Here is a 20,331-nt window from a genome sequence, read left to right on the forward strand (position 1 = left end):
GTCGTGCCGGAGGAGGGCGCGGGCCGCATGCGGCGGCGGCCCGTCTTCGTGTGTCTCGCGCGCCTCGTGCGAGGCGCGCGGAGCGATCGTCAGATCTTGCCGATCAGGTCGAGCGACGGGGTCAGCGTTTCCGCGCCCGGCGTCCACTTGGCCGGGCACACTTCACCCGGGTGCGCCGCGATGTATTGCGCAGCCTGCACCTTGCGCAGCAGTTCGCCTGCGTCGCGGCCGATGCCGTTGTCGTGGATTTCGCACAGCTTGATCTCGCCTTCCGGGTTGATCACGAATGTGCCGCGCAGTGCCATCCCTTCTTCCTCGATCAGCACGTCGAAGTTGCGCGACAGCGTGAGCGTCGGGTCGCCGATCATCGGGTACTTGATCTTGCCGATCGTGTCCGACGTGTCGTGCCATGCCTTGTGCGTGAAGTGCGTGTCGGTCGACACGCCGTAGATTTCGACACCCAGCTTCTGGAATTCCGCGTAACGGTCGGCGAGGTCGCCCAGCTCGGTCGGGCAGACGAACGTGAAGTCGGCCGGGTAGAACACGACGACGGACCACTTGCCCTTGAAGTTCTCTTCCGAGACGGGCACGAAGTCGCCGTTGTGGTAAGCGGTTGCCTTGAACGGCTTGATTTGGGTGTTGATGATCGGCATCTGGTGAGTTCCTTTGCTTCAGTGGTGAGTGGAGTGTTGCCAGTATCCGGGTTCACCCTGAGCTTGTGAAATTGCTTGTTTCAATCCGGGGCATCGGGAATTTCTATCTGCTTCCGGCCCTTGATTGGGTGGGGCTTGGGGGGCTTGTGAGGCGGTGGGCGGATAGCCGATGAATGCGGGTTGACAGCGGGGCAGTTTGGCGTGATGTGCCGGCGCGAGTAGCTGGCACATTGCGTGCGCAGGATGGTCGTCTCGCGCGTTCGTATCAGGTGCTGCGGGAGGGCCGAGTTCCGGCGCATACAACGGGCTCGGACTCGGAGGTGACTTGGCGCTGACTCAGAGCTTGTAGGGCACGCGAACGCCGGGTTCGGTGGCAGGGAAGTCCTTCGTGTTGCGCGACACGAGCAGTAGACCGTTCACTTGTGCCGATGCCCAGACGATTGCATCGGGAAGGCGTATGCGGCGTTCCTTGCGGATTGTCACGGCACGATTCGCAACCGGGCTGTCCAGTGCGATGACATCGAACGACGACAGCCACGCGCGGATGGGTGCCTCGTCCTGTGCGGACGTGCCGGCCAGGACCTCCATCCACGAGATCGTGCTGATCGCCCGATAGTCGTAGCGGCCCAGTTCCGCACGAGCGGATTCCACGCCGCCCAGATAGTCGATCAGGATGTTGGTATCGAAGAGAGCTTTTACCATTCCGAGCGCAGTTCTTCCTGATAGGTGAGCCCGTCGACCTTGCGATCTTTCCAGAGACCGAAGACGTCGTCGGCAAGCCGGTGCTTGTGCAAGGCAATATAGGCATCGATCGCGTCGCGGATGATTGCGGCGCGGGGACGATGTTGAGTCTCGACGATGACGGCCAACTCGTCGAGTTGGCCGTCCGACAGATCGACCAGAATTCGGCTCATGATAGCCTCCGATATATGATATGCATATCATATATACCAGATCTTTCGGCCGCAAGACGGTAGCAAGCGAATCGGCGCAGCGTACCCCGCTCACATCCCCGCCATCTTCCTCAGCCACTCCGCCAGCCGCCGCGCCCCGTCCGGCATGTCCGCGTCCTCGCGCGTGCACAGGTAGTAATCGCGCCCGTCGTCGAGCGCGTGATCGAACAGTTTCACGAGCTCGCCATTCGCCAGTTCGCGCTCGACCAGCGGCGCGCGCAGCAATGCCGCGCCGAGATCCGCGCGCGCGGCGCTCAGCGTCAACTGGCCGTCCTCGAACATCGGCCCCACCGCATGCGACACATGCCGCACCCCGGCGCCCTGCAGCCAGTTGACCCACGTGCTGCGATCCTCGTCGTGCACGAGCGGCGCGCGCGCGAGATCGGCCGGCGTGCGGAACGGCCCGTGGCGCTTCAGGAACGACGGGCTGCACATCGGCACCATCGCGCCCGGCAGCAGGCGTTCGCAGCGATAGCCGGGCCAGTCGCCGGTGCCGAAGCGGATCGACAGGTCCGACGCGTCGCTGCGGTAGTTGCGGTGATGCGCATACAACACCGTGACGTCGACGTCCGTGTTGTCGGCCAGGAACGCATGCAGCCGCGGAATGAACCAGCCGATGCCGAGCAATGGAATCAGGCTGACGGTGATCTGCCGCAGCGACGAGCGGTCGCGCACGAAGCGAGTCGCGCTGCGCAGCACCGAGAACGCGGCGCTGATCGAGCGGTAGTAATCGCGGCCTTCGTCGGTGAGCGCGAGCAGCCGGCCCTCGCGCACCGTCAGCGGCGTCTGGATGAACGCCTCGAGCAGCTGCAGCTGATGGCTGACCGCCGACGGCGTGATGTCGAGCTCGCCCGCGGCGGCGGTCACCGACCCGAGGCGCGCGAAGGCTTCGAACGCACGCACCGCGCGCAGCGGTGGATCGTGCGGCAATTGTTCGATATTTTTCATGTGTCGAATTTTATCGAAAAATCAGGGTAAGCGACAACACAAAAATATCCTGCATTTACAGTGATATAGGTTAATGTGTCGCCAACGGTATAAGCATCCAACAATTGGATATTTGGGGTTTGGGTGCTCAATATTTAATATTTTTCATGTTTTGATTTGATCCACCGATCCCCGCACATGAAAATCGCTTTCCTCCACGCCAGCCTCGCATTCTCGGCGGCCGCTCTGGTCGCCTCGGTTCCCGCCTTCGCGCAATCCGCGCCGCAGACGGTCCTGATCGGTCTCGCCGCGCCGCTCACCGGCCCGTCCGCGCGGATCGGCAAGGACCTGCAGAACGGCGCGCAACTCGCGATCGACGATGCGAACGCGAAGCATCCGACCATCGGCGGCAAGCCGGTCGTCTACAAGCTCGTCGCGGCCGACGATCAATCGGATCCGCGCACGGCCGTCGCGGTCGCGCAGCAGCTCGTCGACCAGCACGTGATCGGCGTCGTCGGCCACTGGAACACGGGCTGCAGCGTGCCGGCATCGCGCGTCTACCGCGACGCGGGCATCCCGCAGATCGCGCCGGCGTCCACCGGCCATCAATACACGCAGCAGGGTTATGCGACGGCGTTCCGCATCATGGGTCACGACGATGCGGGCGGCAACTTCACGGGCGCGTATGCGGTGAAGACGCTGAAGGCGAAGCGTATCGCGGTGATCGACGATCGCACGTCGTTCGGCGCGGGGCTCGCCGACCAGTTCATCAAGGGCGTGCAGGCGAACGGCGGGGCGATCGTCGATCGCCAGTACGTGAACGACAAGACGACCGATTTCAGCGGCGTGCTGACCGCGATCAAGGGCAAGCGCGCGGATCTCGTGTTCTTCGGCGGCCTCGATGCACAAGCCGCGCCGATCGCGCGCAGGATGCACCAGCTTGGCGTGAACGCGCCGCTGCTCGGCGCGGGCGGCTTCGTGAGCCAGACCTTCCTGTCGCTCGCGGGCAAGGACGGCGACGGCGTGACGGCGCTCGAACCGGGCCTGCCGCTCGACCGGATGCCGGGCGGCAAGGCATTCGACACGCAATATCAGGCGCGCTTCCGTGCGCCGATCGAACTGCATGCGCCGTTCGCGTACGACGCGGCGGCCACGCTGATCGCGGCCGCGCAGAAGGCCGGCACGACGCAGCCGGCGAAGCTGGTCGCGGCGGTGCGTGCGATCGACCGGCCCGGCGTGACGGGGCGGATCGCGTTCGACGGCGAAGGCAACCTGAAGGACCCGGCCTTCACGATCTACCAGGTGCGCGGCGGCAAGTGGACCGTCGTCGACGTGCTCGGCGGCTCGCGCACCGCGACCAAGTAAACAACACGGCGCGACACAGCGCGACACATCGATAAAACGACCCGGACGATCCCCATGACCGAAGCGACCCAGACATCCGCCGCCGCACCCGAGGACACGCGCCTCGGGATCCTCGCGCGGCGCCGCATCGAAGCGGAAATCATCAAGCCGATCTACGAGATCATGAAGCGCGAGTTCGGCGCCGAGCGCGCGCAGGCCGTGATCGCGGAAGCCGTGCGCGGCGCGGCCGTCGCGGCCGGCCGCACGTTCGCCGCACAGGAGCCGGGCGGCACGAGCGTGAAGTCGTTCATCGCGCTGCAGGTGCTGTGGGAGAAGGACGATGCGCTCGACGTCGAGGTGCGGCGCGCGGACGATGTGCACTACGACTACGACGTGCATCGCTGCAGCTACGCGGAGATGTATCACGCGATGGGGCTCGGCGAGATCGGGCATCTGCTGAGCTGCGCGCGCGACAGCCATTTCATCCAGGGTTATGCGCCGGACATCGCGCTCACGCGCACGAGCACGATCATGCAGGGCGGCAAGCGCTGCGATTTCCGTTACGCACTGCAATCCGCGCCGGAGAACGGCGATGCGTGACGATCACGGCAGCGTGGATAACGCGAGCGCGCCGCGCGTCGACGGCGATCGCCTGTGGGCGTCGCTCGAGCGGATGGCGCAGATCGGCGCGACGCCGAAGGGTGGCGTCTGCCGTCTTGCGCTGACCGACCTCGATCGCGAGTCGCGCGACCTGTTCGTGCAATGGGCGCAGGACGCCGGCTGCACGGTGCGCGTGGACCGGATGGGCAACGTGTTCGCACGCCGCCCGGGGCGCAATCCCGACGCCGCGCCGGTCATGACGGGCTCGCACGCCGATTCGCAGCCGACGGGCGGCCGCTACGACGGCATCTACGGCGTGCTCGGCGGGCTCGAGGTCGTGCGCGCGCTGAACGACGCGGGCGTCGAGACCGAGCGCCCGATCGACGTCGTGATCTGGACCAACGAGGAAGGCTCGCGTTTTGCGCCGGCGATGGTATCGGCCGGTGTGTTCTCGGGGGTCTATACGCTCGAATACGGGCTGTCGCGCACCGACGGCGCGGGCAGGACGATCGGCGAGGAACTGGCGCGGATCGGCTACGCGGGCGCCGAGCCCGTCGGCGGCTATCCGGTGCACGCGGCGTATGAACTGCATATCGAGCAGGGCCCGATTCTCGAACGGGCGGGCAAGACGATCGGCGTCGTGACGGGCGGGCAGGGGCAGCGCTGGTACGAAGTGACGCTCACCGGCGTCGACGCGCACGCGGGCACGACGCCGATGGAGGTCCGCCGCGATGCGCTGGTCGGCGCCGCGCGGATGATCTCGTTCATCGAGGTGCTCGGCCGCCGTTACGCGCCGGACGCACGCGCGACGGTCGGGATGATCGAGGCGCGGCCGAACTCGCGCAACACGGTGCCGGGCGGTTGCTTCTTCACGGTCGAGTTTCGTCATCCGGACGATGCGGTGCTCGACGAACTGGACGCGGCGCTGCGTGCCGAACTTGCGCGTGTGGCCGATGAAACGGGCCTCGGTGCGCAGATCGAGCAGATTTTCACGTATGCGCCGATCCCGTTCGCGCCGCGCTGCATCGACGCGGTGCGTGACGCGGCACGGGCGCTCGGGCTGTCGCACATGGACATCGTGTCCGGCGCGGGTCATGACGCGTGTTATGTCGCGCGCGTTGCGCCGACCGGGATGATCTTCGTGCCGTGCGTCGACGGGTTGAGCCACAACGAGGCCGAAGCGATTACGCCCGAGTGGGCGGCGGCGGGGGCGGATGTGCTGTTGCGTGCGGTGTTGCGGAGCGCGCAAGAGGCCTGAGCCCGAGCGTGACGGCAGCGGCCCGGCGGCAGGGTGTGCGCCGGGCCACGCCGGTTTCGGCCTGGCGCCGCGAACGCGAAATTCGCGTCAGGCCGCCGGCGAATGCCGATCGATGTATCGACGCATCACGTAAAACGCAGTATCGGTGCGCCCCGGCATCGTGACCAAGGCACCATCGGCCGCAAACCCGAGCTTTTCATAGAACCGGTACGCCACTTCGCGTGCCGTACACCACACGAGCGCGGCCCCGTTCGCTTGCGCATGCCGCACGCAAACCTGCACCAGCACGCGCCCGAAGCCCAGGCCACGCACGGCAGGATGAACGGCCATTCCGCGAAGCCGCCACGCGGGCCGTGCCGGATCGTCATCGCGCGGCTCCTCGCAGAGCGAGGCGACCGCCACGATGTTCGACCGGTCGTCGCGCACGCCGACATGCAGCGTCGTCGGCGCATGGTCGCCAGCCAGTTCGCAGGCGTTCAGGTCGCCGTTCAGCAGGATCGCTGCCCGGAGCGGGTGCGTCTGCGCGGCGTCGATCGATGCGATGGTGAACAGCGTGTCGCCTGAAGTCATCAACGTTCCTCGTGCAATCGGGCCGCGCGTTATCGAGCGGCCTTGCGCCGCGCCATATACGCGAGATACGCGACGATCTGTTCGAGTTCCCGGTCGCTCAGCTGGTCGGGCGGAAACGCCGGCATGACGCGGCCCGGCCAGTCGCGCACCGATGCCGGGTTGCGGATGTAGCGGCGCAGCGCGGCCGGCTGGAAGTAGTCGACCGGGTTCATCGGCGTGTTCAGGTCGGGGCCGGCATGGCTGCTGCCCGCGCCGTCGAGCCGGTGGCACGCGAGGCATTGCGTGACGAACAGGTGCTGCCCCGCGCGGGCCGGATCGTCGGCGGGCAACGCGGCATCCACGGCAAGCGACGGCCAGCGCGCGAGCGGCGACGATTCGATCGTGACGCGCACGATCTGGTACGGCCACTGCTCGCCGCGCACCGACGCGGCGTCCGGCCCGAGCCACACCAGATAAAACGGCCCCGCACTGACCTGCTTGCCGGGCAGCTTCGGCCATGGATGGGCCGGGTCCTCGATCGCGAGCCACGGAACGGCGCCGGCCGGCGCACGGCGGCGCACGAGATCCAGCGGCAGTTGCGCGGCGAAACCGTCGGCGGCGCGCGTTTCGAGCACGCCGTCGGCGGGCAGCGGCGTGTCGCCGAGCAGTGCGGCGAACGGCACCGCGCGGAACGTCATCGGCCGGCCGTACGCGATGTCGCGCGGCACACGGATGTCCGTCGCGTCGGGGCGTGCAAGCAGCGTCTGCCGGGTGAGGGTGCGGGCCGTGCCGTCGGTGTCGAGTTCGAGCGTGGACTGGGCCGACGCGCGTTGTCCGAGCAGGCAAACCGTCAGCAGCACGAGCGAAAACCACTGGCGCTTCAGCATTCGTTCTCCGGGAAGGGGCGTTCCGGCGGCGGCAAGAGGCGGGGCGCCGCTGCCGATGGAAGGAATCGGGCGACAGTCTATCCGGTACGCGCGGCGCTGGCGACTGCGGCGCGGGACGGGTGACCGGTTCCGCGCGACGGTGTATCGTGCATCGTGACGCACCGGGTGCGGCCAGCCGCAACCGACGCCGGGCCGCGGGCGCGAGGATACCGTCGGCGCCGCGCGACCCGGCGGCATTCAACGAGACCGGACAACACGCATGGACTCCCCGGCAGAGCGGGCGCTTGCCCATATCCGACGATCGTGGCCGCCGGCGCGATCGAACGCATCGCTGTCGACCGCATCGTGACGCCGGCCGTGCTCGGCCGCGCGCGCGACGGCACACTCGACTATCAGACGGCCAAATGGGTGTGGCATTGCATGGCGCGGTTCGGATTGGAGCGCGAAAACGCGGACTGACCGCACCCATCCGGCATGAGCCGCGCGACACCGGCGCGATGTCGCTTCAATGACTCGAGCAAGGCGCTTCGCGTTTCGGCATCGGCGTGTCATGCGCCGGTTCGAAATCGGCTTCGCGCGTGCCCGACGGCGTCAGCGACACGAAATGCATCGCGCTGCCGCGCGCCGGGAAACCGGCGATGCCCGTCATGCCCCACGGAATTGGGGAACGCTGCACACCACCGACCGCGATCTCCGCCGGCCCGAGTGCCAGCGTCAGCAGCCGCCCGTCGCGGATCGGCACGTACGCATGCGTGCCGGACACCCCGATGCCGGATTCGCGCACCGACGCCGGCAGGCAGTCGAGCGTCGCCGTGCGGCGGCCGTCCGGCGCGATCAGCATCGCGATGCCGCGATCGTCCGCCGTCGTCGTGACGACGATGAAGCGGTCGATCTCCGGCACATACGCCGACGCGTAAACGTAGTACTGGATCGCGTCGTTCAGCGTCCCCAGCTTGTCCAGCTTCGCGGTGACCGGGTCGAACATCGCGTATTCGAGCGTCGCGTCCGTGCTGCCTTCGATGAACTTCTGCCACACGAGCAGCGCGGCATGCGGCGAGCCCGCGACCACGGGCCACCACTCGCGGCGGTGCGGCGCGACCGCGACGTGGTTCAGCACGCGCCCGGCCGCGTCATAGGTCTTCACGTAAACGCCGTTGCCGCTGCCGAGGTTGTCGACGCCGCCGCCGTCGATCCAGTCGGCGGAATAGAACACGACGAAGCGGTCGGCAGCCGTGGCGACGTGCCCCGAGTGGCCGCCCGATTCGACGTCGTTCGGGTAGGGCTTGACCGGCTTCAGGTCGCGGCGGTACACGCCGTAGCGCTGGCTGACTTCCTGCGGCGCGTTCCAGCCGTCCTCGAACGTCACGAAGATGTCGCCGCGCGCGTTCTGCGCGATCGACACGGGTTCCTGCGCCTCGGGGCGGCTGATGAACGTATGGACGTGCAGCAGGTGCGCCGCGCCGGGCAGCCATTCGCCGACGTACACGTCATGCGGCCAGTTGCCGTTGCGCATCGCGCCGCGCGGCACGATGCCCGAGCTGCTGAAGAACACCCAGCGCTTGCCGTTGCCGGCGTCGGCCACGCCGATGCCGTGCATGAAGCTGCGCGGATCGGCGGCCGGGTGGGGGGACGGGGCGGCCGGCACGGTGACCGTATGCACGGCCGGCGTGGCGGCGAAGGCCGGCGGCGCCGTGACGATGCCGCATGCGCCGCACAGCGCGGCCGCGACGCACCGCGCGACCGCCTGCGTCGGGCGCGCTCGCCACCTCATTCGACGGTCACCGATTTCGCGAGGTTGCGCGGCTTGTCGACGTCGGCGCCGCGCGCGCAGCCGACGTGATACGCAAGCAGTTGCAGCGGGATCACGTTGACGATCGGCGACAGCAGGTCGCTCGATTCGCGCACGCGGATCAGGTGCGTGTCGCGGTCTGCGTCGATCTCGAGTGCGCTGCCCGCCAGCACGTAGAGTCGCCCGCCGCGCGCGCGCACCTCGGCCATGTTCGACTTCAGCTTCTGGAACAGGCGGTCGTCCGGCGCGATCGTGACGACCGGCATCGCGCTCGTGACGAGCGCGAGCGGGCCGTGCTTCAGTTCGCCGGCCGCGTAGCCTTCGGCGTGGATGTACGACACCTCCTTGAGCTTCAGTGCGCCTTCCAGCGCGATCGGAAAATGAATGCCGCGCCCGAGGAACAGCGCGTTTTCGGTACGCGCGAACTTCGCGGCCCAGCCCATGATCTGCGTTTCGAGCGCGAGCGCGTGGCCGATGCGTTCGGGCAGCGCACGCAACTGCTTCAGGTGCAGCGCGACCTGCGCCGCGTCGAGCCGGCCGCGCAGCTGCGCGAGCGTCAGCGTCAGCACGAACAGCGCGACGAGCTGCGTCGTGAACGCCTTGGTCGACGCGACGCCGAGCTCGATGCCGGCCCGTGTCAGGAACCGCAGCGGCGCGTTGCGTGCGATCGTGCTGGTCGCCACGTTGCAGATCGCCATCGACAGTTCCTGGCCCATGTCGCGTGCCCGTTCGATCGCGCCGATCGTGTCGGCGGTTTCGCCCGATTGCGAGATGCCGACGACGAGCGTGCGCGGATCGGCCACCGTGTCGCGGTAGCGGAATTCGCTGGCGATCTCGACCTGGGCGGGCACGCCCGCGATCGACTCGAGCCAGTATTTCGCGGTCAGGCCCGCGTAGTAGCTGGTGCCGCAGCCGAGCAGCAGCACGCTCCTGACTCTCGACAGTCGCGCGCGCGCGGCGTCGGTCGCGTCGAACAGCGCCGGCGAGATCGTGTCGATGCCGTCGAGCGTGTTGTCGATCGCCTTCGGCTGCTCGAAGATCTCCTTCTGCATGAAGTGCTGGTACGGGCCGAGCGCGGCGTCGCCTTCGCGTGCCTTCACCTGGCACAGCGGGCGCTGGGCGTCGTGCCCGCCCGAGTCGACCACGGCGATGCGGTCCGGCGTGATCAGCGCGACGTCGCCGTCCTCCAGGTAAACGAAGCGGTCGGTCAGGTCGCCAAGCGCCGCGCAATCCGACGCGAGGTAGTTCTGTTCGGCCCCGATGCCGATCACGAGCGGCGAGCCCGCGCGTGCGGCGACGAGGCGCTGCGGCTCGCGCGCGCACAGCACGGCGATCGCGTACGCGCCGTGCAGCCGCTTCACCGCGCGCACGACCGCGTCGAACAGGTCGTCGCGATAGAGGCTGTGGATCAGGTGCGCGATCACCTCGGTATCGGTCTGGCCGCGAAACGTGTAGCCGCGCTCGCGCAGCTCAACGCGCAGCGCGTCGTGGTTCTCGATGATGCCGTTGTGCACGACCGCGATCGTGTCGCCGGACATGATCGGATGCGCGTTCATTTCCGACGGTGCGCCGTGTGTCGCCCAGCGCGTATGCGCGATGCAGGTCTGCGCCTCGAGGCCCAGCGTCAGCACGCGGGCCTGCAGGTCGGTCACGCGCCGCAGCGTGCGCTCGCTGCGCAGGCGGCCGTCGTCCTGCACGGCGATGCCGCACGAATCGTAGCCGCGATACTCGAGCCGGCTCAGCGCATTGACCAGTTGCGGCACCTGATTGTTCAGGCCGCTTGCTCCGACGATTCCGCACATGATTCACCTCGTCTGCAAAAACTGCAAAAGGTTGCCGGCCTGCCGGCACAGCGCGGCAGTGCGGCTTCAGGAGTGGCGCCGCGCGGCACCGATGCGGCCCCGTGCGCGGCGGCGCGGCTCCGCTGACCTACTCGCGGGGCGGCGGCCCCGCGTGGGCGACCCATTCGATGCCTGAAATCGAGCCGTTCGCGTCGTGCGACGCGACGAGAATGCGCGTCGTGCGGCGCGCGCCGCGCCGACGGGCGCTGGCCAGTACGGTCGGCGGCACCGAGCGCACCTTTGCGCTGGCCGAACGCCGCAGCATCTTCGACACGCGCAACCGGAAGGCCAGCGGATGCACGACGCGCCCGGCGATCAGCCACATGACGATGGCGCCCGCGATGATCGCGATGCTGGTCGCGTAGAACACCATCTGTTCGATCGGCATCTCGGCCGGGTTGAACGGCAGCAGGTAGCGATACGTATAGATGCAGATCGACGCCCATACGGCGCCCACCAGCGCGGGCCGCACGAGACGGAACCAGACGACCTGCGCGAGCCCGGCGACGCGGCCGCGTTCGGTGATCATTTCGCGCGGCGTGCGCAGGGAGAGGTCAATAATCGGCGCGTTCTTCATGTTGAATGCCTCGGTCGGGGCTGACCCACACGGCCCGCTTGCCGCGGCCCCGCAGCACGACGGCCGGCAGGGCGACGACGGTGGTGATCATGCTGATCAGCCAGAAAGCAACGGGGTACCAGATGGTGTCCAGGAAGTACATCAGGAGTTTTTCGTCATACTGACGATCGATCATGCTGCCGATGATCAGTTGCAGGATGCAGGTCGCAACCAGCAACATCCCGTGCCAGTGCGGCACGACCGATACGTGCCAGCTCAGCGGCAGCGGATAGACGACGTCCACCAGCGCGAGCAGCAGGATGAACGACATCGAATAGGCCCACGCGATGCCGATCAGGTACTCGGCGAACAGCGGCCACATCATCATCTGCGTCGGCCGCGCGAGCGTGCCCGCATATTTCAGCAGCACCTGGATGCCGCCTTTCGACCAGCGCAGCCGCTGCCGGTAGAGCCCCATCAGCGTCTCGGGCATCAGGATCCAGCTGAGCGCGTGCGGCTCGTATACGACGCGCCAGTCGCGGCATTGCAGCTTCCAGCTGATGTCGATGTCCTCGGTCAGCATGTCCGCGCTCCAGTAGCCGACGTCGGCGAGCGCGGTCTTGCGGAACATCGTGACGACGCCGGACACCGTGAAGATGCGGCCGTACACCTGCTGCGTGCGCTTGATCAGCCCGACGATCGACGAGAATTCGCCGACCTGCATGCGGCCGAGCAGCGAGGTGCGCGTGCGGATGCGCGGGTTGCCCGTCACGGCGCCGACGCCCGGGTCGGTCAGGAAGTGCTCGAGCATCCAGCCGATCGCATCGTGCGCGAGCAGCGAATCGCCGTCGATGCACAGCAGGTATTCCGCGTTCGACATCGCGGCCGCGGTCGTGAGCCCGACCGCCTTGCCTTCGTTGCGCGCGTGATGGATCACGAGCAGCCGCGGGATCTCGACGGCCAGCTCGTTGAGGATCTCGCCGGTGCGATCCTGGCTGCCGTCGTTGACCGCGATGATGTCGTAGTTCGGGTAGTCCATCGCGTTCAGGTGCCGGATCACGCTCTGCGCGTTCGCCGCCTCGTTGAAGCACGGCACGACGATCGAGATCTTCGGGATCCCGCTCGCCGCGATCGTGCGCGTCGACAGCACGCGCCCTTCCTCGAGGAGGAAGTAATGGACGACGCCGCCGATCATCCACAGGTACGACATGAAGAACGGGTAGTAGAAGACGAAATCCTGCAGGCGCTGGATGATGCTGTGGCTGGTCATGGCGTCTTCGTCCCCTGTGTTTTCTGCATCTGCATCAGCGCGTTGATCGAGGTCGGATCGAGGCGCGACTTCAGCGACATCACGTCGCGCATCGTGTCGAGATCCGGCTGGTTGTTCAGGAAGTTGTCCGGGTAGTAGCCGAAGTTCACCGCGCCCTTGCTGCGCAGGCGCCGCATCTGCGCGAGCAGCGCGGTGCCGCCGATGTCCTTGCGCGCGTGCCAGTCGTACGACTGCAGTTCGAACACGGTGCGCCTGGTGCCGAGCTGTTTCGCGCGGACGGCGTCGACGAGCTGGTCCATCCAGCGCTCGGGGTCCTGCGCCTGTTCCATGTACGGCATCGCCATCAGCGCGACGAAGTCGTAGGTGGCGAGGAAATCGTCGTAGTTCTGCGCGAACCACGCTTCCGATTCCGGCTTCAGCACCGGCAGCGCGAAGATGTTGCGCGCCGTCAGCACGTCGCCCGCGTTCTGGTTCGCGAGCACGATCTGTTCCAGCTGGCGTGTCAGGTCGATCAGGTAGCGGCTTTTCTGCCGCGTCCAGCGCTTCATCAGGTCGGGTGTCGCGCGGATCTTGCCGATGTCGGCCGGCAGGCCCCATTGCGCATACGTGCTCAGCGCGTGCCGGCCGGCGTCTTCGTAATCGTCGAGCACGGCGTCGTCGCTGAACAGGATGCCGCTGAACGATGCGTACTTGCCGAGATCCTCGTAGATCTGCTCGATAAACAGCCGCGCTTCGGGGTCGAACGGGCTCAGGCGGTACACGCGCGAGCCGTTCTCGCGCGCCGGCGCGCCGCCGTATGCGCTGACGGCTTCCAGGCCGCGATGCTTGTCCGCCCGCGGCCGGAACGCAAGCACCGGCATCCACGCATACACCTGCACGTTCGAGCGCGTGCTGAGCTGCCAGGCGGCGCGCGAGAACAGGTCGCCGCGCATCGGCAGGTGCCGGTTCGGGAAATACAGCGATTCCGCGACACCCGTGCCCTTCGGGTCGGCGTATGCCTGCAGGTACACCGATTTCGGCTGCATCCGGTAGATGCGCTCGATCAGCTTGCCGAGATTCGCTTCCTGGCGCGCCGGATCGGGATCGTAGACCTGGTCGAGATCGACCTGCACGACGCGCTCGGGAATGTCGACGTCGCCGCGGTTGGAGGCCGGCTCGCGCATCGACCGCTCGAACCCGCCGATGTCGACGTCGTACATCATCAGGATCCGCCGCAACCGGTCGAGCGGCACGTCCGGCGTATTCGGGCCGGCATCGAGGCTGAACTGGATGTCCATGCCGAGCGACGTCGAGATCTTGCGCACGGGCTGGTTTTCCGCGCCGTATGGCCAGACCATCGAGCGTGCGACGATGCCGGTGCGTTCGCGGATCTGCCGCACGCATGTCTGCAGGTCGTCGTGCACGCGCGCTTCGAATTCGGCGTCGGTTTCATAGCGTTTCTGGTCCTGCAGGTAGAGGTGCGACGTGGTCGCCGGCAGTTCGTTGCCTTGCGGATTCGCGACCGCGCCGTGATGAAGGTTGTGCGTGTGGCACCCGAGCTCGACGAATTCCGACTGGCCGACCTTCTTCACCTGGTCCCACGTCATGAAGTAGTCGCGCGGCATCTGGATCTTGTCGCTGATCTTGATCGGCGTATCCAGCGGCGCGTCGATCCAGGCGGTGACGATGCCCATCACGGCCGGATACTTGAAGCGCTCGAGCAGCGGCAGGACTTTCGTGTAGTGGCTGCTGTAGCCGTCGTCGAACGTGAGCAGCACCGCGCGCGGCGGCAGCGGCTTGCCGCCGTGTCGTGACGCTTCGATCTGCCTGACCGTCACGGTGTGGTAGTTGTTGGTCTGCAGCCACGAGAAGATGGCCGTCAGCGTGCCGGTATCGACCGCGTACGGATCGACCATCGTCGACGACGAGAACGTCGCAAGCAGGTTGTCGCGCACGTCATGCATGCAGATCACGCGGAACGTCTTGCCGTCGACCGGATCGGACGGCGGCAGCAGGTCGATCATCCTGGCGTTCGACACGCCGGGGAACAACGAACAGGCCGCAAACGTACCGAGGCATCCGCACATGAAGGTCCGTCTGGATTGCATTGTCCGATCTCCTTGCTAGAACGGCAGGTTGACCGACAGGAAGCCGGTTTCGGAGCGCTCGCGCTGGCCGTCGTACGCATGACTGCTGATTTCGACGCCGTAGGTCAGCGTGATGTCGTGCTTGAACGTCCACGCGTGCTCGAGGCGCGCGGTCCACAGCGGGCTCGTGCCGAAGCCGCGCTCGTTGTAAACACCGCCTGACGCCGACAGGCGCTGCTGCAGCGACATGTCGCCCTTCTTCCACAGCGTCAGCTGGTGCATGACGGTCGCCGCGGCCGCATAGTCGCGGCCCGGGTTGAAGTAGGGGGCGTCCTGGCGCGTGTTGCTGTCGGTGCCGAGGTCCAGCGATACGTTGACGAGCTGGGTGGCGGACGTGTACACGCGCTGCGTGGCGGTCGCGGAAATCTCCTGGTGCAGGTTCGAATCGCTGTAGCGGCTCACGCCGTAGCTCAGCTTGACTTCGCGGCGGTCGCTCTGGCGATACACGACCGAGACGTTCGCGGACCGGCCCCAGATGTGCGCGGCATACGCCTTCCACGGCAGCGAGTTGTCGTTGGTGTCGAGCCCGGCGCCGACCGTCCAGTAGTCGTTCAGCGCGTACGCGATCGACCCGCGGCCGCCGGTTCGGCCGTCCGCGCCGAACGAGCGCGTGACTTCGCCCAGCACGGTGAGGGGGCCGTGCCGGTAGTCGCCGCCGACGCCCGTGCGCGTGCGGCTGACGTTGCCGCCGTCGGTTTGGGCATGGCCGAAGAACGTATGCGAGAAGACCCGCCAGTTGTCGCCGAACGGTTGCGAATACACATAGCTGTCCGACGTGAAGCTGTTGTCGGCCAGTGCGCTGTTGCCGTGCTCGAAGCTCAGGTCGGTCGTGAACACGGGGCTGCGGTACGCCTTGTAGTCGCGCTTGAACCCGCGCACGGCGCCGCTGTCCGGGAACGTGTTGCCGAGGGTCTGGTCGACGTTCCTCGCGCTCGCGTAATCGTCTGCCGTCAGCGATGCGCGGCCGAGCCCCGCGAGCATCTCGACGCTGTCCGGGTGGTCGGTCAGCGACGCGCGATACATCGCGATCGCCTGGCGCGGGTGCGACTGGCCCGAGACCGCGTCGGCATGCGCGGCGCGGACTTCCGCGTTGAACGGCACTTCCTTCTCGAGTTTTTCCAGCGAGGCGATTCCTTCGTCCACCCGGCCCGTGTAGATCAGGTATTGCGCGCGCAGCCGGTAGTAGCGCAGGTAGTCGTCGTTTTCCGGCCCCCAGGTGCGCACGTCCTTGGCCGGCGGCAGCGATTTGCCCATGTCCTCGAGCGCCAGGTTCGCATCGGCCGCGCGTCCCTGGTCGACGTACGACCAGAACAGCCCCTCGCGCAATTCGATCGGGCGCGTGCGTGCGCCGTACTGGAAGCCGCGCGTCGCGATGTCGGCCTGCGGCGCGGTCGCCTGCTTCAGCGCGCGCTGGTATACCGCGTTGGCCTTGCCCGGTTCGCTCAGGTACAGGTACGCGTCGCCGACGGCCGCCAGTGCGTCGATCGAGATCTCCGCGTCCGGCGGGATCGTCTCGAACGTCGCGACGGCCTGCTTCATCTCGCCGCGTGCCGCCAGCGCTACCGTCCGGTCGCCGGCGAGCGCCGTCCTGACCGGCGAATACTCGGGCGTGGACGGCATCCGCTTGTCGAGGTCGTTCGCGGCGGCGAGCGCGTTGTCGATCCCGTCGAAGCGGTCGGGGCTCGTCATCGAGCGCGACTTGTCGCGTCCGCCGCGCACCTGCTGGCGGATCGACAGTTCCTCGAGCCGCGCGAGATCGACCGCGGAGAACACGTCGGGGCGCGCTTTCGCTTCCTCCAGCGCCTTGACCGCGCCGCCGCTCGATGCGAGACCGAACACGTCATTGCGGACCGTGGCCGGATCGGCGGTGCGGAGGTCGGGTATCTGCGCGTTCGGCGCCTGGGCTTCGGGTACCTGGGAGGCTGGCGGCTGCGCGCCGGGGGCCTGCGCGTTCGGCGCCGGCATGCCCGGTGTCGATGGGCTCGACGTCGGCGCCCCCGGCGTTTGCGGACCGGGCTGCGAACCGGGTTGAGAAGCGGCAGGCGTCGACGTGTCGGGCATCTGCGCACTCGATGCCTGCGCGATCAGCGTCCGCGCATTCGGCGGTTGCACATCCGGCGCGGGCGAACCCTGTGCCGACACGTCGGGCGGCCTCCGGTCCGGTGCGCCGGCGGACCCGGCGATTTCACTGATGCGGCCCGACTCCGTATCGCCTTCGGCGGAGAAGCAGGGGCCGGACGCGACGAGCAGCAATACCAGTGGCGCATGCAGGAGGATCCGCCGGTTGGACGGAGCGACGGCCGTGCAGGATTGTTGATGATTGTTGGCCACGAGGTGTCCTCCTTTCGAAACGATCACATCGGTGACACGCGTGACGAGGCACGTCGTCGCGTGTCGCGCGGCCGGGCTGCGAGTGCCCGGCAATGCGGCGCCGGCTCACAGCCGGTTACGGATCGCCTGGCCGAGCAAGGCACGCGATTCGCTGTTCGTCGGGTCGATCGCGAGCGCCCGGCTCGCGTTTTGCTCGACACAGTTCCATTCGTCGATCACCGCGCACGAGCGCGCCTTCGCCAGCGCACGCGCGCTTTCCAGTTCCGCGTGCGTGACGCTCGCCGTCTGCATGCGCGCGGGGTCGGTGCCGTACGCCCGGGGTTTGGGCGCGAAGTTCATCCGCTTGTCCGTGCCTGCCAGCGTGTCCGCATGCGGCGGCCGATGCGTGGCGCCGTGCCGCGTGGCGGCGCGACCGGAGGCGGTTGCCGGCTGCGTACCGGCCGCGAGTGTCACGGGTGGCGCGTGCGACGGCCGCCGGTGCGTCGCGACGGCGCGGGAAGCGGGGTGCGGCGCGGTTTCCGGTGCGACCGCGAGCGTGACGGGCGGCACGGTCGATACCTCGGGTGCAGCCGACGCCGACGCTGCCTGCCATGGCGGCGCGGGTGGTACGGCCTGCGCGCGTGTCGACTCCGGCACGGGCGCGACGGATGTGCCGGACGATGCGCTCGCGCGGGAGGCCAGGGTCACGATCGCGTTGCGATACTTCCCGACCGCGGTTCCGATTGCGCTGGAGATGTCGTGCGCCACGCTCGGGTGGCCGACTGTCGTGTCTCGCTCGGCATACGCGAAGATGCCGAAGATCGTGGCGAACGCGACGAAGCTGAGTGCTGCGTTTTTTCCCGGGCCCCAGGAGGGTTTCGGCTGGGGGGCGGGCGAGCGGTCCGGTCGTTCGGCAGGAGGCATGCAATGCTCCTTGATTCGATGCGCGGCGGTGAATGGCGTGATCGGGGCGGGGTCAGGCGGGACTTACCATCGCAACTGCGTGGAGAGTGCCCCCGTTTCCACGATCGCGAACTGGGTGGCGCCCTGGTACGTCCCTTCCACCCGGTAACTTGCGTCGGGCACGCTGAACAGGCAGCGCGACCCCGACGCGTTGAATTCGACGAGCACGCGCCCATGGCGCCGCAGGCGCACCTGCACATTCGCAAGCGGCTGCCCGGTGCTGGCCGAAGCAAACGACACGCCCAGGTTGTATGGCCGGCCGTCGGGAGGCAGCGGCGCCGTGCCGTCGATCCGCGCGTCGCCGCAGATATACGAGATCACGTAGCGTCCGTCGCCGGGACCCGACGCAGGCGTCTGGGCCGTTGCATTCATGCAGAGCGCGGAGAGGGCGGCGCTCAGGAAGGGGCGAGCGTGCTGTCGAATCGAGGAAGGCATTGCAACCTCCGTTCCGGAATCAATGACGAGTATTTATTCCGAGTCAAATTTGCCAGCGTTCTTTTTGCGACACGCTATTGATACACGATGGATTACGAACCAACAATCGCGTGTGGCCCGAATGGGACGGCGGTGAAATATCCTATTTACATAGGATAAGGGCGGATTTGCATGACTCTCTTAATACTGAAGAAAGTCGATATTGCCGAATATGAATATTGCTATTCGGTAGCGATGATCCCGCACGCATTGAATCACGTCTGTCGTATCGGCATTCGTGCCGAAAAATAACGACTGATAAAAGGAATATTTGCGACTGTGTTTGCGGCGAATCGAGGTCGATTCGGGTACAGGTCGAGCGAAATAACAGGGCAGTGTGACGTTGCTGGTATTTTAGATTGTTACGGGTGAATCGAAACTTTTAATTTGTTCTGTAACAGGTTATTTCTGTCCTGATAATAAGACGGAATATATCCGGGTATCGTGTCGGATGTAAAAAAATCAAGCCGTGAATTGCAAACGTTTGCGATTCCACTGATAACGATTGCCGGTCTGGCGCGTTATTTTTCAGGCGACGTCGGGATCGCGGTTTGCTGTCGGAAAAGCGGGTCGCGTTCGCCGGGAAGCGACGCGGATGCAGGTGCACACCGCATGGCTGAAATTCGCGGTTGCGTTCGCGTCGTCGCCGGACACGACGCGAACGCGAACGCAAACACAATCGCGAAGATCAGCGGCCGGCGCCCGCGCTGCGCCGCGCGATGCGCGTCGCCGGCGCGGATGCCTGTTCGTCTGCGCCGACGGCACCTTCGACCGCTGCGCGCGGCCGGTTCATGATGTACGTCCACAGTTGCTCGGCCGCGAGCCCGCGCTTGCGGGCCGACCGATACAGGCGGATTTCGAGTTCGGTGATCCAGTCGCCGGAACCCGCGCATACGAGCGTGCCTTCCGCGAGTTCCTTCGCGACGCAGCTTTCCGGCAGCCAGCCGATCCCGTGCCCGGCCACGACCATGCCCTTCAACGCCTCGGACATGTGCGTCTCGAAGCACCGGTGCACCACGTACGGCTCGGTTGCGTTCAGCAGCAGCATCTCGACGATGTTGCCGAGGAACGCACCCGACGAATACGCGAGCAGCGGCAGCGGTGCGTCGGGTGTGCCCGGCAGCTGGAACACGGGCTTGCCGCGCGCATCGGGCGTCGATACGGGCAGGATCCGTTCGACGCCGAGGCTGACGAACGGGAAGTGGTTCGGGTCGAGCACGATCGGCAACTGCGGATGGTGATAGCCGAGCAGCAGGTCGCATTCACCTTCGACGAGCTGCTGCACGCCTTCCGGCACGTTCACCGCGTTCACGCGCGCGGTCACGTGGCCGACTTCGCCGTTGAGCTGCTTGAGCCATTCGGGAAACAGCGTGAAGACGAGCGTATGGGCGACCGCGAAACGCACGACCTGATCGCTGGCCGCGAACTGGTCGTAGCCGTTCACGAGATTGCGCGCCGCATACATGCTGCGCAGGATGTCAGCGGCGAGCCCGCGGAACATCTGGCCGGCCGGCGTCAGCGTGATCGGGTTGATGCTCCGGTCGACCAGCTTCGCGTCCATCCAGGTTTCGAGTGCGGCAATTCGTCTGCTGAATGCCGACTGCGTGAGGTGCCGGTGACGTGCGGCCCGGGAAAAACTCTTGGTATCCGCAAGGCTCAGGAAATCTTCCAGCCACTTTGCTTCCATTTCGATCTTCGCTTTTTATAGTCGGGCGCCTGAAGGGCGGCACCCCGTGCTGCACCAATTTTTTAGCGTACCGCGCCTCGCATGGGTCGGCCCGATGTTTTTTTTCGATCGGTGTCAGTCGAAATATGCATGGGCGTTGTCGGC

At 66.7% G+C, this 20,331-nt stretch carries 19 protein-coding genes; 4 read left to right on the forward strand and 15 right to left on the reverse strand.

The genetic code is table 11. The annotated features are described in order from the left end of the window. Nucleotides 1-89 precede the first annotated feature (89 nt). The 4 genes from ahpC to ABY44_RS26080 form a co-directional block, all read right to left on the reverse strand. Nucleotides 90-653 (reverse strand): alkyl hydroperoxide reductase subunit C, encoded by a 564-nt coding sequence (gene ahpC, locus ABY44_RS26065; protein ID WP_006488685.1) that lies wholly within the window; start codon nucleotides 651-653, stop codon nucleotides 90-92. Between the two features lie 336 nt (nucleotides 654-989). Then, nucleotides 990-1,355 (reverse strand): type II toxin-antitoxin system VapC family toxin, encoded by a 366-nt coding sequence (locus ABY44_RS26070; protein WP_059696512.1) that lies wholly within the window; start codon nucleotides 1,353-1,355, stop codon nucleotides 990-992. After that, nucleotides 1,349-1,567, reverse strand: a complete 219-nt coding sequence (locus ABY44_RS26075; RefSeq protein ID WP_021160898.1) for a hypothetical protein — start codon at nucleotides 1,565-1,567, stop codon at nucleotides 1,349-1,351. Before ABY44_RS26075 ends, ABY44_RS26070 begins: the two co-directional genes overlap by 7 nt. Before the next feature lie 90 nt (nucleotides 1,568-1,657). Beyond that, nucleotides 1,658-2,554, reverse strand: coding sequence for a LysR substrate-binding domain-containing protein (locus ABY44_RS26080; protein ID WP_048026027.1), 897 nt, complete (start codon nucleotides 2,552-2,554; stop codon nucleotides 1,658-1,660). Nucleotides 2,555-2,731: 177 nt separating this feature from the next. On the opposite strand from ABY44_RS26080, the gene ABY44_RS26085 reads away from it, so the two are divergent. From ABY44_RS26085 to ABY44_RS26095, 3 genes are read left to right on the forward strand one after another with little or no spacing between them, the layout of a single operon-like run. Beyond that, nucleotides 2,732-3,898, forward strand: coding sequence for a branched-chain amino acid ABC transporter substrate-binding protein (locus tag ABY44_RS26085; protein ID WP_060172555.1), 1,167 nt, complete (start codon nucleotides 2,732-2,734; stop codon nucleotides 3,896-3,898). A 54-nt stretch (nucleotides 3,899-3,952) separates the two neighbouring features. Then, nucleotides 3,953-4,477, forward strand: a complete 525-nt coding sequence (locus tag ABY44_RS26090; RefSeq protein WP_060172557.1) for an L-2-amino-thiazoline-4-carboxylic acid hydrolase — start codon at nucleotides 3,953-3,955, stop codon at nucleotides 4,475-4,477. Beyond that, a complete protein-coding gene (locus tag ABY44_RS26095; protein ID WP_060172559.1) occupies nucleotides 4,470-5,735 on the forward strand; it encodes a Zn-dependent hydrolase in 1,266 nt (421 codons plus the stop codon). Before ABY44_RS26090 ends, ABY44_RS26095 begins: the two co-directional genes overlap by 8 nt. A gap of 87 nt (nucleotides 5,736-5,822) precedes the next feature. Here the strand turns inward: ABY44_RS26095 and ABY44_RS26100 are convergent, their stop codons facing one another. Both ABY44_RS26100 and ABY44_RS26105 read right to left on the reverse strand, forming a co-directional pair. Continuing rightward, a complete protein-coding gene (locus tag ABY44_RS26100) occupies nucleotides 5,823-6,305 on the reverse strand; it encodes a GNAT family N-acetyltransferase (protein WP_060172561.1) in 483 nt (160 codons plus the stop codon). 29 nt (nucleotides 6,306-6,334) lie between these two features. Further along, on the reverse strand, nucleotides 6,335-7,171 hold the full coding sequence (locus ABY44_RS26105; protein WP_027791293.1) for a c-type cytochrome: 837 nt from the start codon (nucleotides 7,169-7,171) through the stop codon (nucleotides 6,335-6,337). Nucleotides 7,172-7,474: 303 nt separating this feature from the next. Between ABY44_RS26105 and ABY44_RS26110 the strand changes: the two genes are divergently transcribed. Beyond that, a complete protein-coding gene (locus ABY44_RS26110) occupies nucleotides 7,475-7,630 on the forward strand; it encodes a hypothetical protein (RefSeq protein ID WP_155637429.1) in 156 nt (51 codons plus the stop codon). 46 nt (nucleotides 7,631-7,676) lie between these two features. Here the strand turns inward: ABY44_RS26110 and ABY44_RS26115 are convergent, their stop codons facing one another. The 9 genes from ABY44_RS26115 to ABY44_RS26155 all read right to left on the reverse strand — a co-directional run bounded on the left by ABY44_RS26115 (nucleotide 7,677) and on the right by ABY44_RS26155 (nucleotide 20,187). Further along, complete coding sequence (locus ABY44_RS26115) at nucleotides 7,677-8,942, reverse strand: hypothetical protein (protein ID WP_060172563.1); 1,266 nt, start codon at nucleotides 8,940-8,942, stop codon at nucleotides 7,677-7,679. Further along, entirely contained in the window at nucleotides 8,939-10,762 is a 1,824-nt protein-coding gene (gene glmS, locus ABY44_RS26120; protein ID WP_060172565.1) for a glutamine--fructose-6-phosphate transaminase (isomerizing), read from the reverse strand. Before glmS ends, ABY44_RS26115 begins: the two co-directional genes overlap by 4 nt. A gap of 127 nt (nucleotides 10,763-10,889) precedes the next feature. Further along, entirely contained in the window at nucleotides 10,890-11,378 is a 489-nt protein-coding gene (locus ABY44_RS26125) for a hypothetical protein (RefSeq protein ID WP_027791296.1), read from the reverse strand. Next, entirely contained in the window at nucleotides 11,356-12,627 is a 1,272-nt protein-coding gene (gene pgaC, locus ABY44_RS26130) for a poly-beta-1,6-N-acetyl-D-glucosamine synthase (protein WP_060172567.1), read from the reverse strand. The genes ABY44_RS26125 and pgaC overlap by 23 nt, the downstream gene beginning before the upstream one ends. Then, nucleotides 12,624-14,714, reverse strand: a complete 2,091-nt coding sequence (gene pgaB, locus ABY44_RS26135) for a poly-beta-1,6-N-acetyl-D-glucosamine N-deacetylase PgaB (protein ID WP_060085085.1) — start codon at nucleotides 14,712-14,714, stop codon at nucleotides 12,624-12,626. The genes pgaC and pgaB overlap by 4 nt, the downstream gene beginning before the upstream one ends. Before the next feature lie 15 nt (nucleotides 14,715-14,729). After that, nucleotides 14,730-17,084, reverse strand: coding sequence for a poly-beta-1,6 N-acetyl-D-glucosamine export porin PgaA (gene pgaA / locus ABY44_RS26140; RefSeq protein WP_060172569.1), 2,355 nt, complete (start codon nucleotides 17,082-17,084; stop codon nucleotides 14,730-14,732). Between the two features lie 105 nt (nucleotides 17,085-17,189). After that, the gene (locus tag ABY44_RS26145) at nucleotides 17,190-17,987 is read right to left on the reverse strand and encodes a hypothetical protein (protein WP_060172570.1); all 798 of its coding nucleotides are present in this window, start codon (nucleotides 17,985-17,987) and stop codon (nucleotides 17,190-17,192) included. 63 nt (nucleotides 17,988-18,050) lie between these two features. After that, nucleotides 18,051-18,461, reverse strand: coding sequence for a hypothetical protein (locus ABY44_RS26150; RefSeq protein ID WP_027791301.1), 411 nt, complete (start codon nucleotides 18,459-18,461; stop codon nucleotides 18,051-18,053). A 727-nt stretch (nucleotides 18,462-19,188) separates the two neighbouring features. Continuing rightward, nucleotides 19,189-20,187, reverse strand: a complete 999-nt coding sequence (locus tag ABY44_RS26155; protein WP_027791302.1) for a LysR substrate-binding domain-containing protein — start codon at nucleotides 20,185-20,187, stop codon at nucleotides 19,189-19,191. Nucleotides 20,188-20,331 lie beyond the last annotated feature (144 nt).

It is taken from the genome of Burkholderia sp. ZZQ-2, from assembly GCF_050768715.1.
In the GTDB taxonomy this organism is placed as follows: domain Bacteria; phylum Pseudomonadota; class Gammaproteobacteria; order Burkholderiales; family Burkholderiaceae; genus Burkholderia; species Burkholderia cepacia.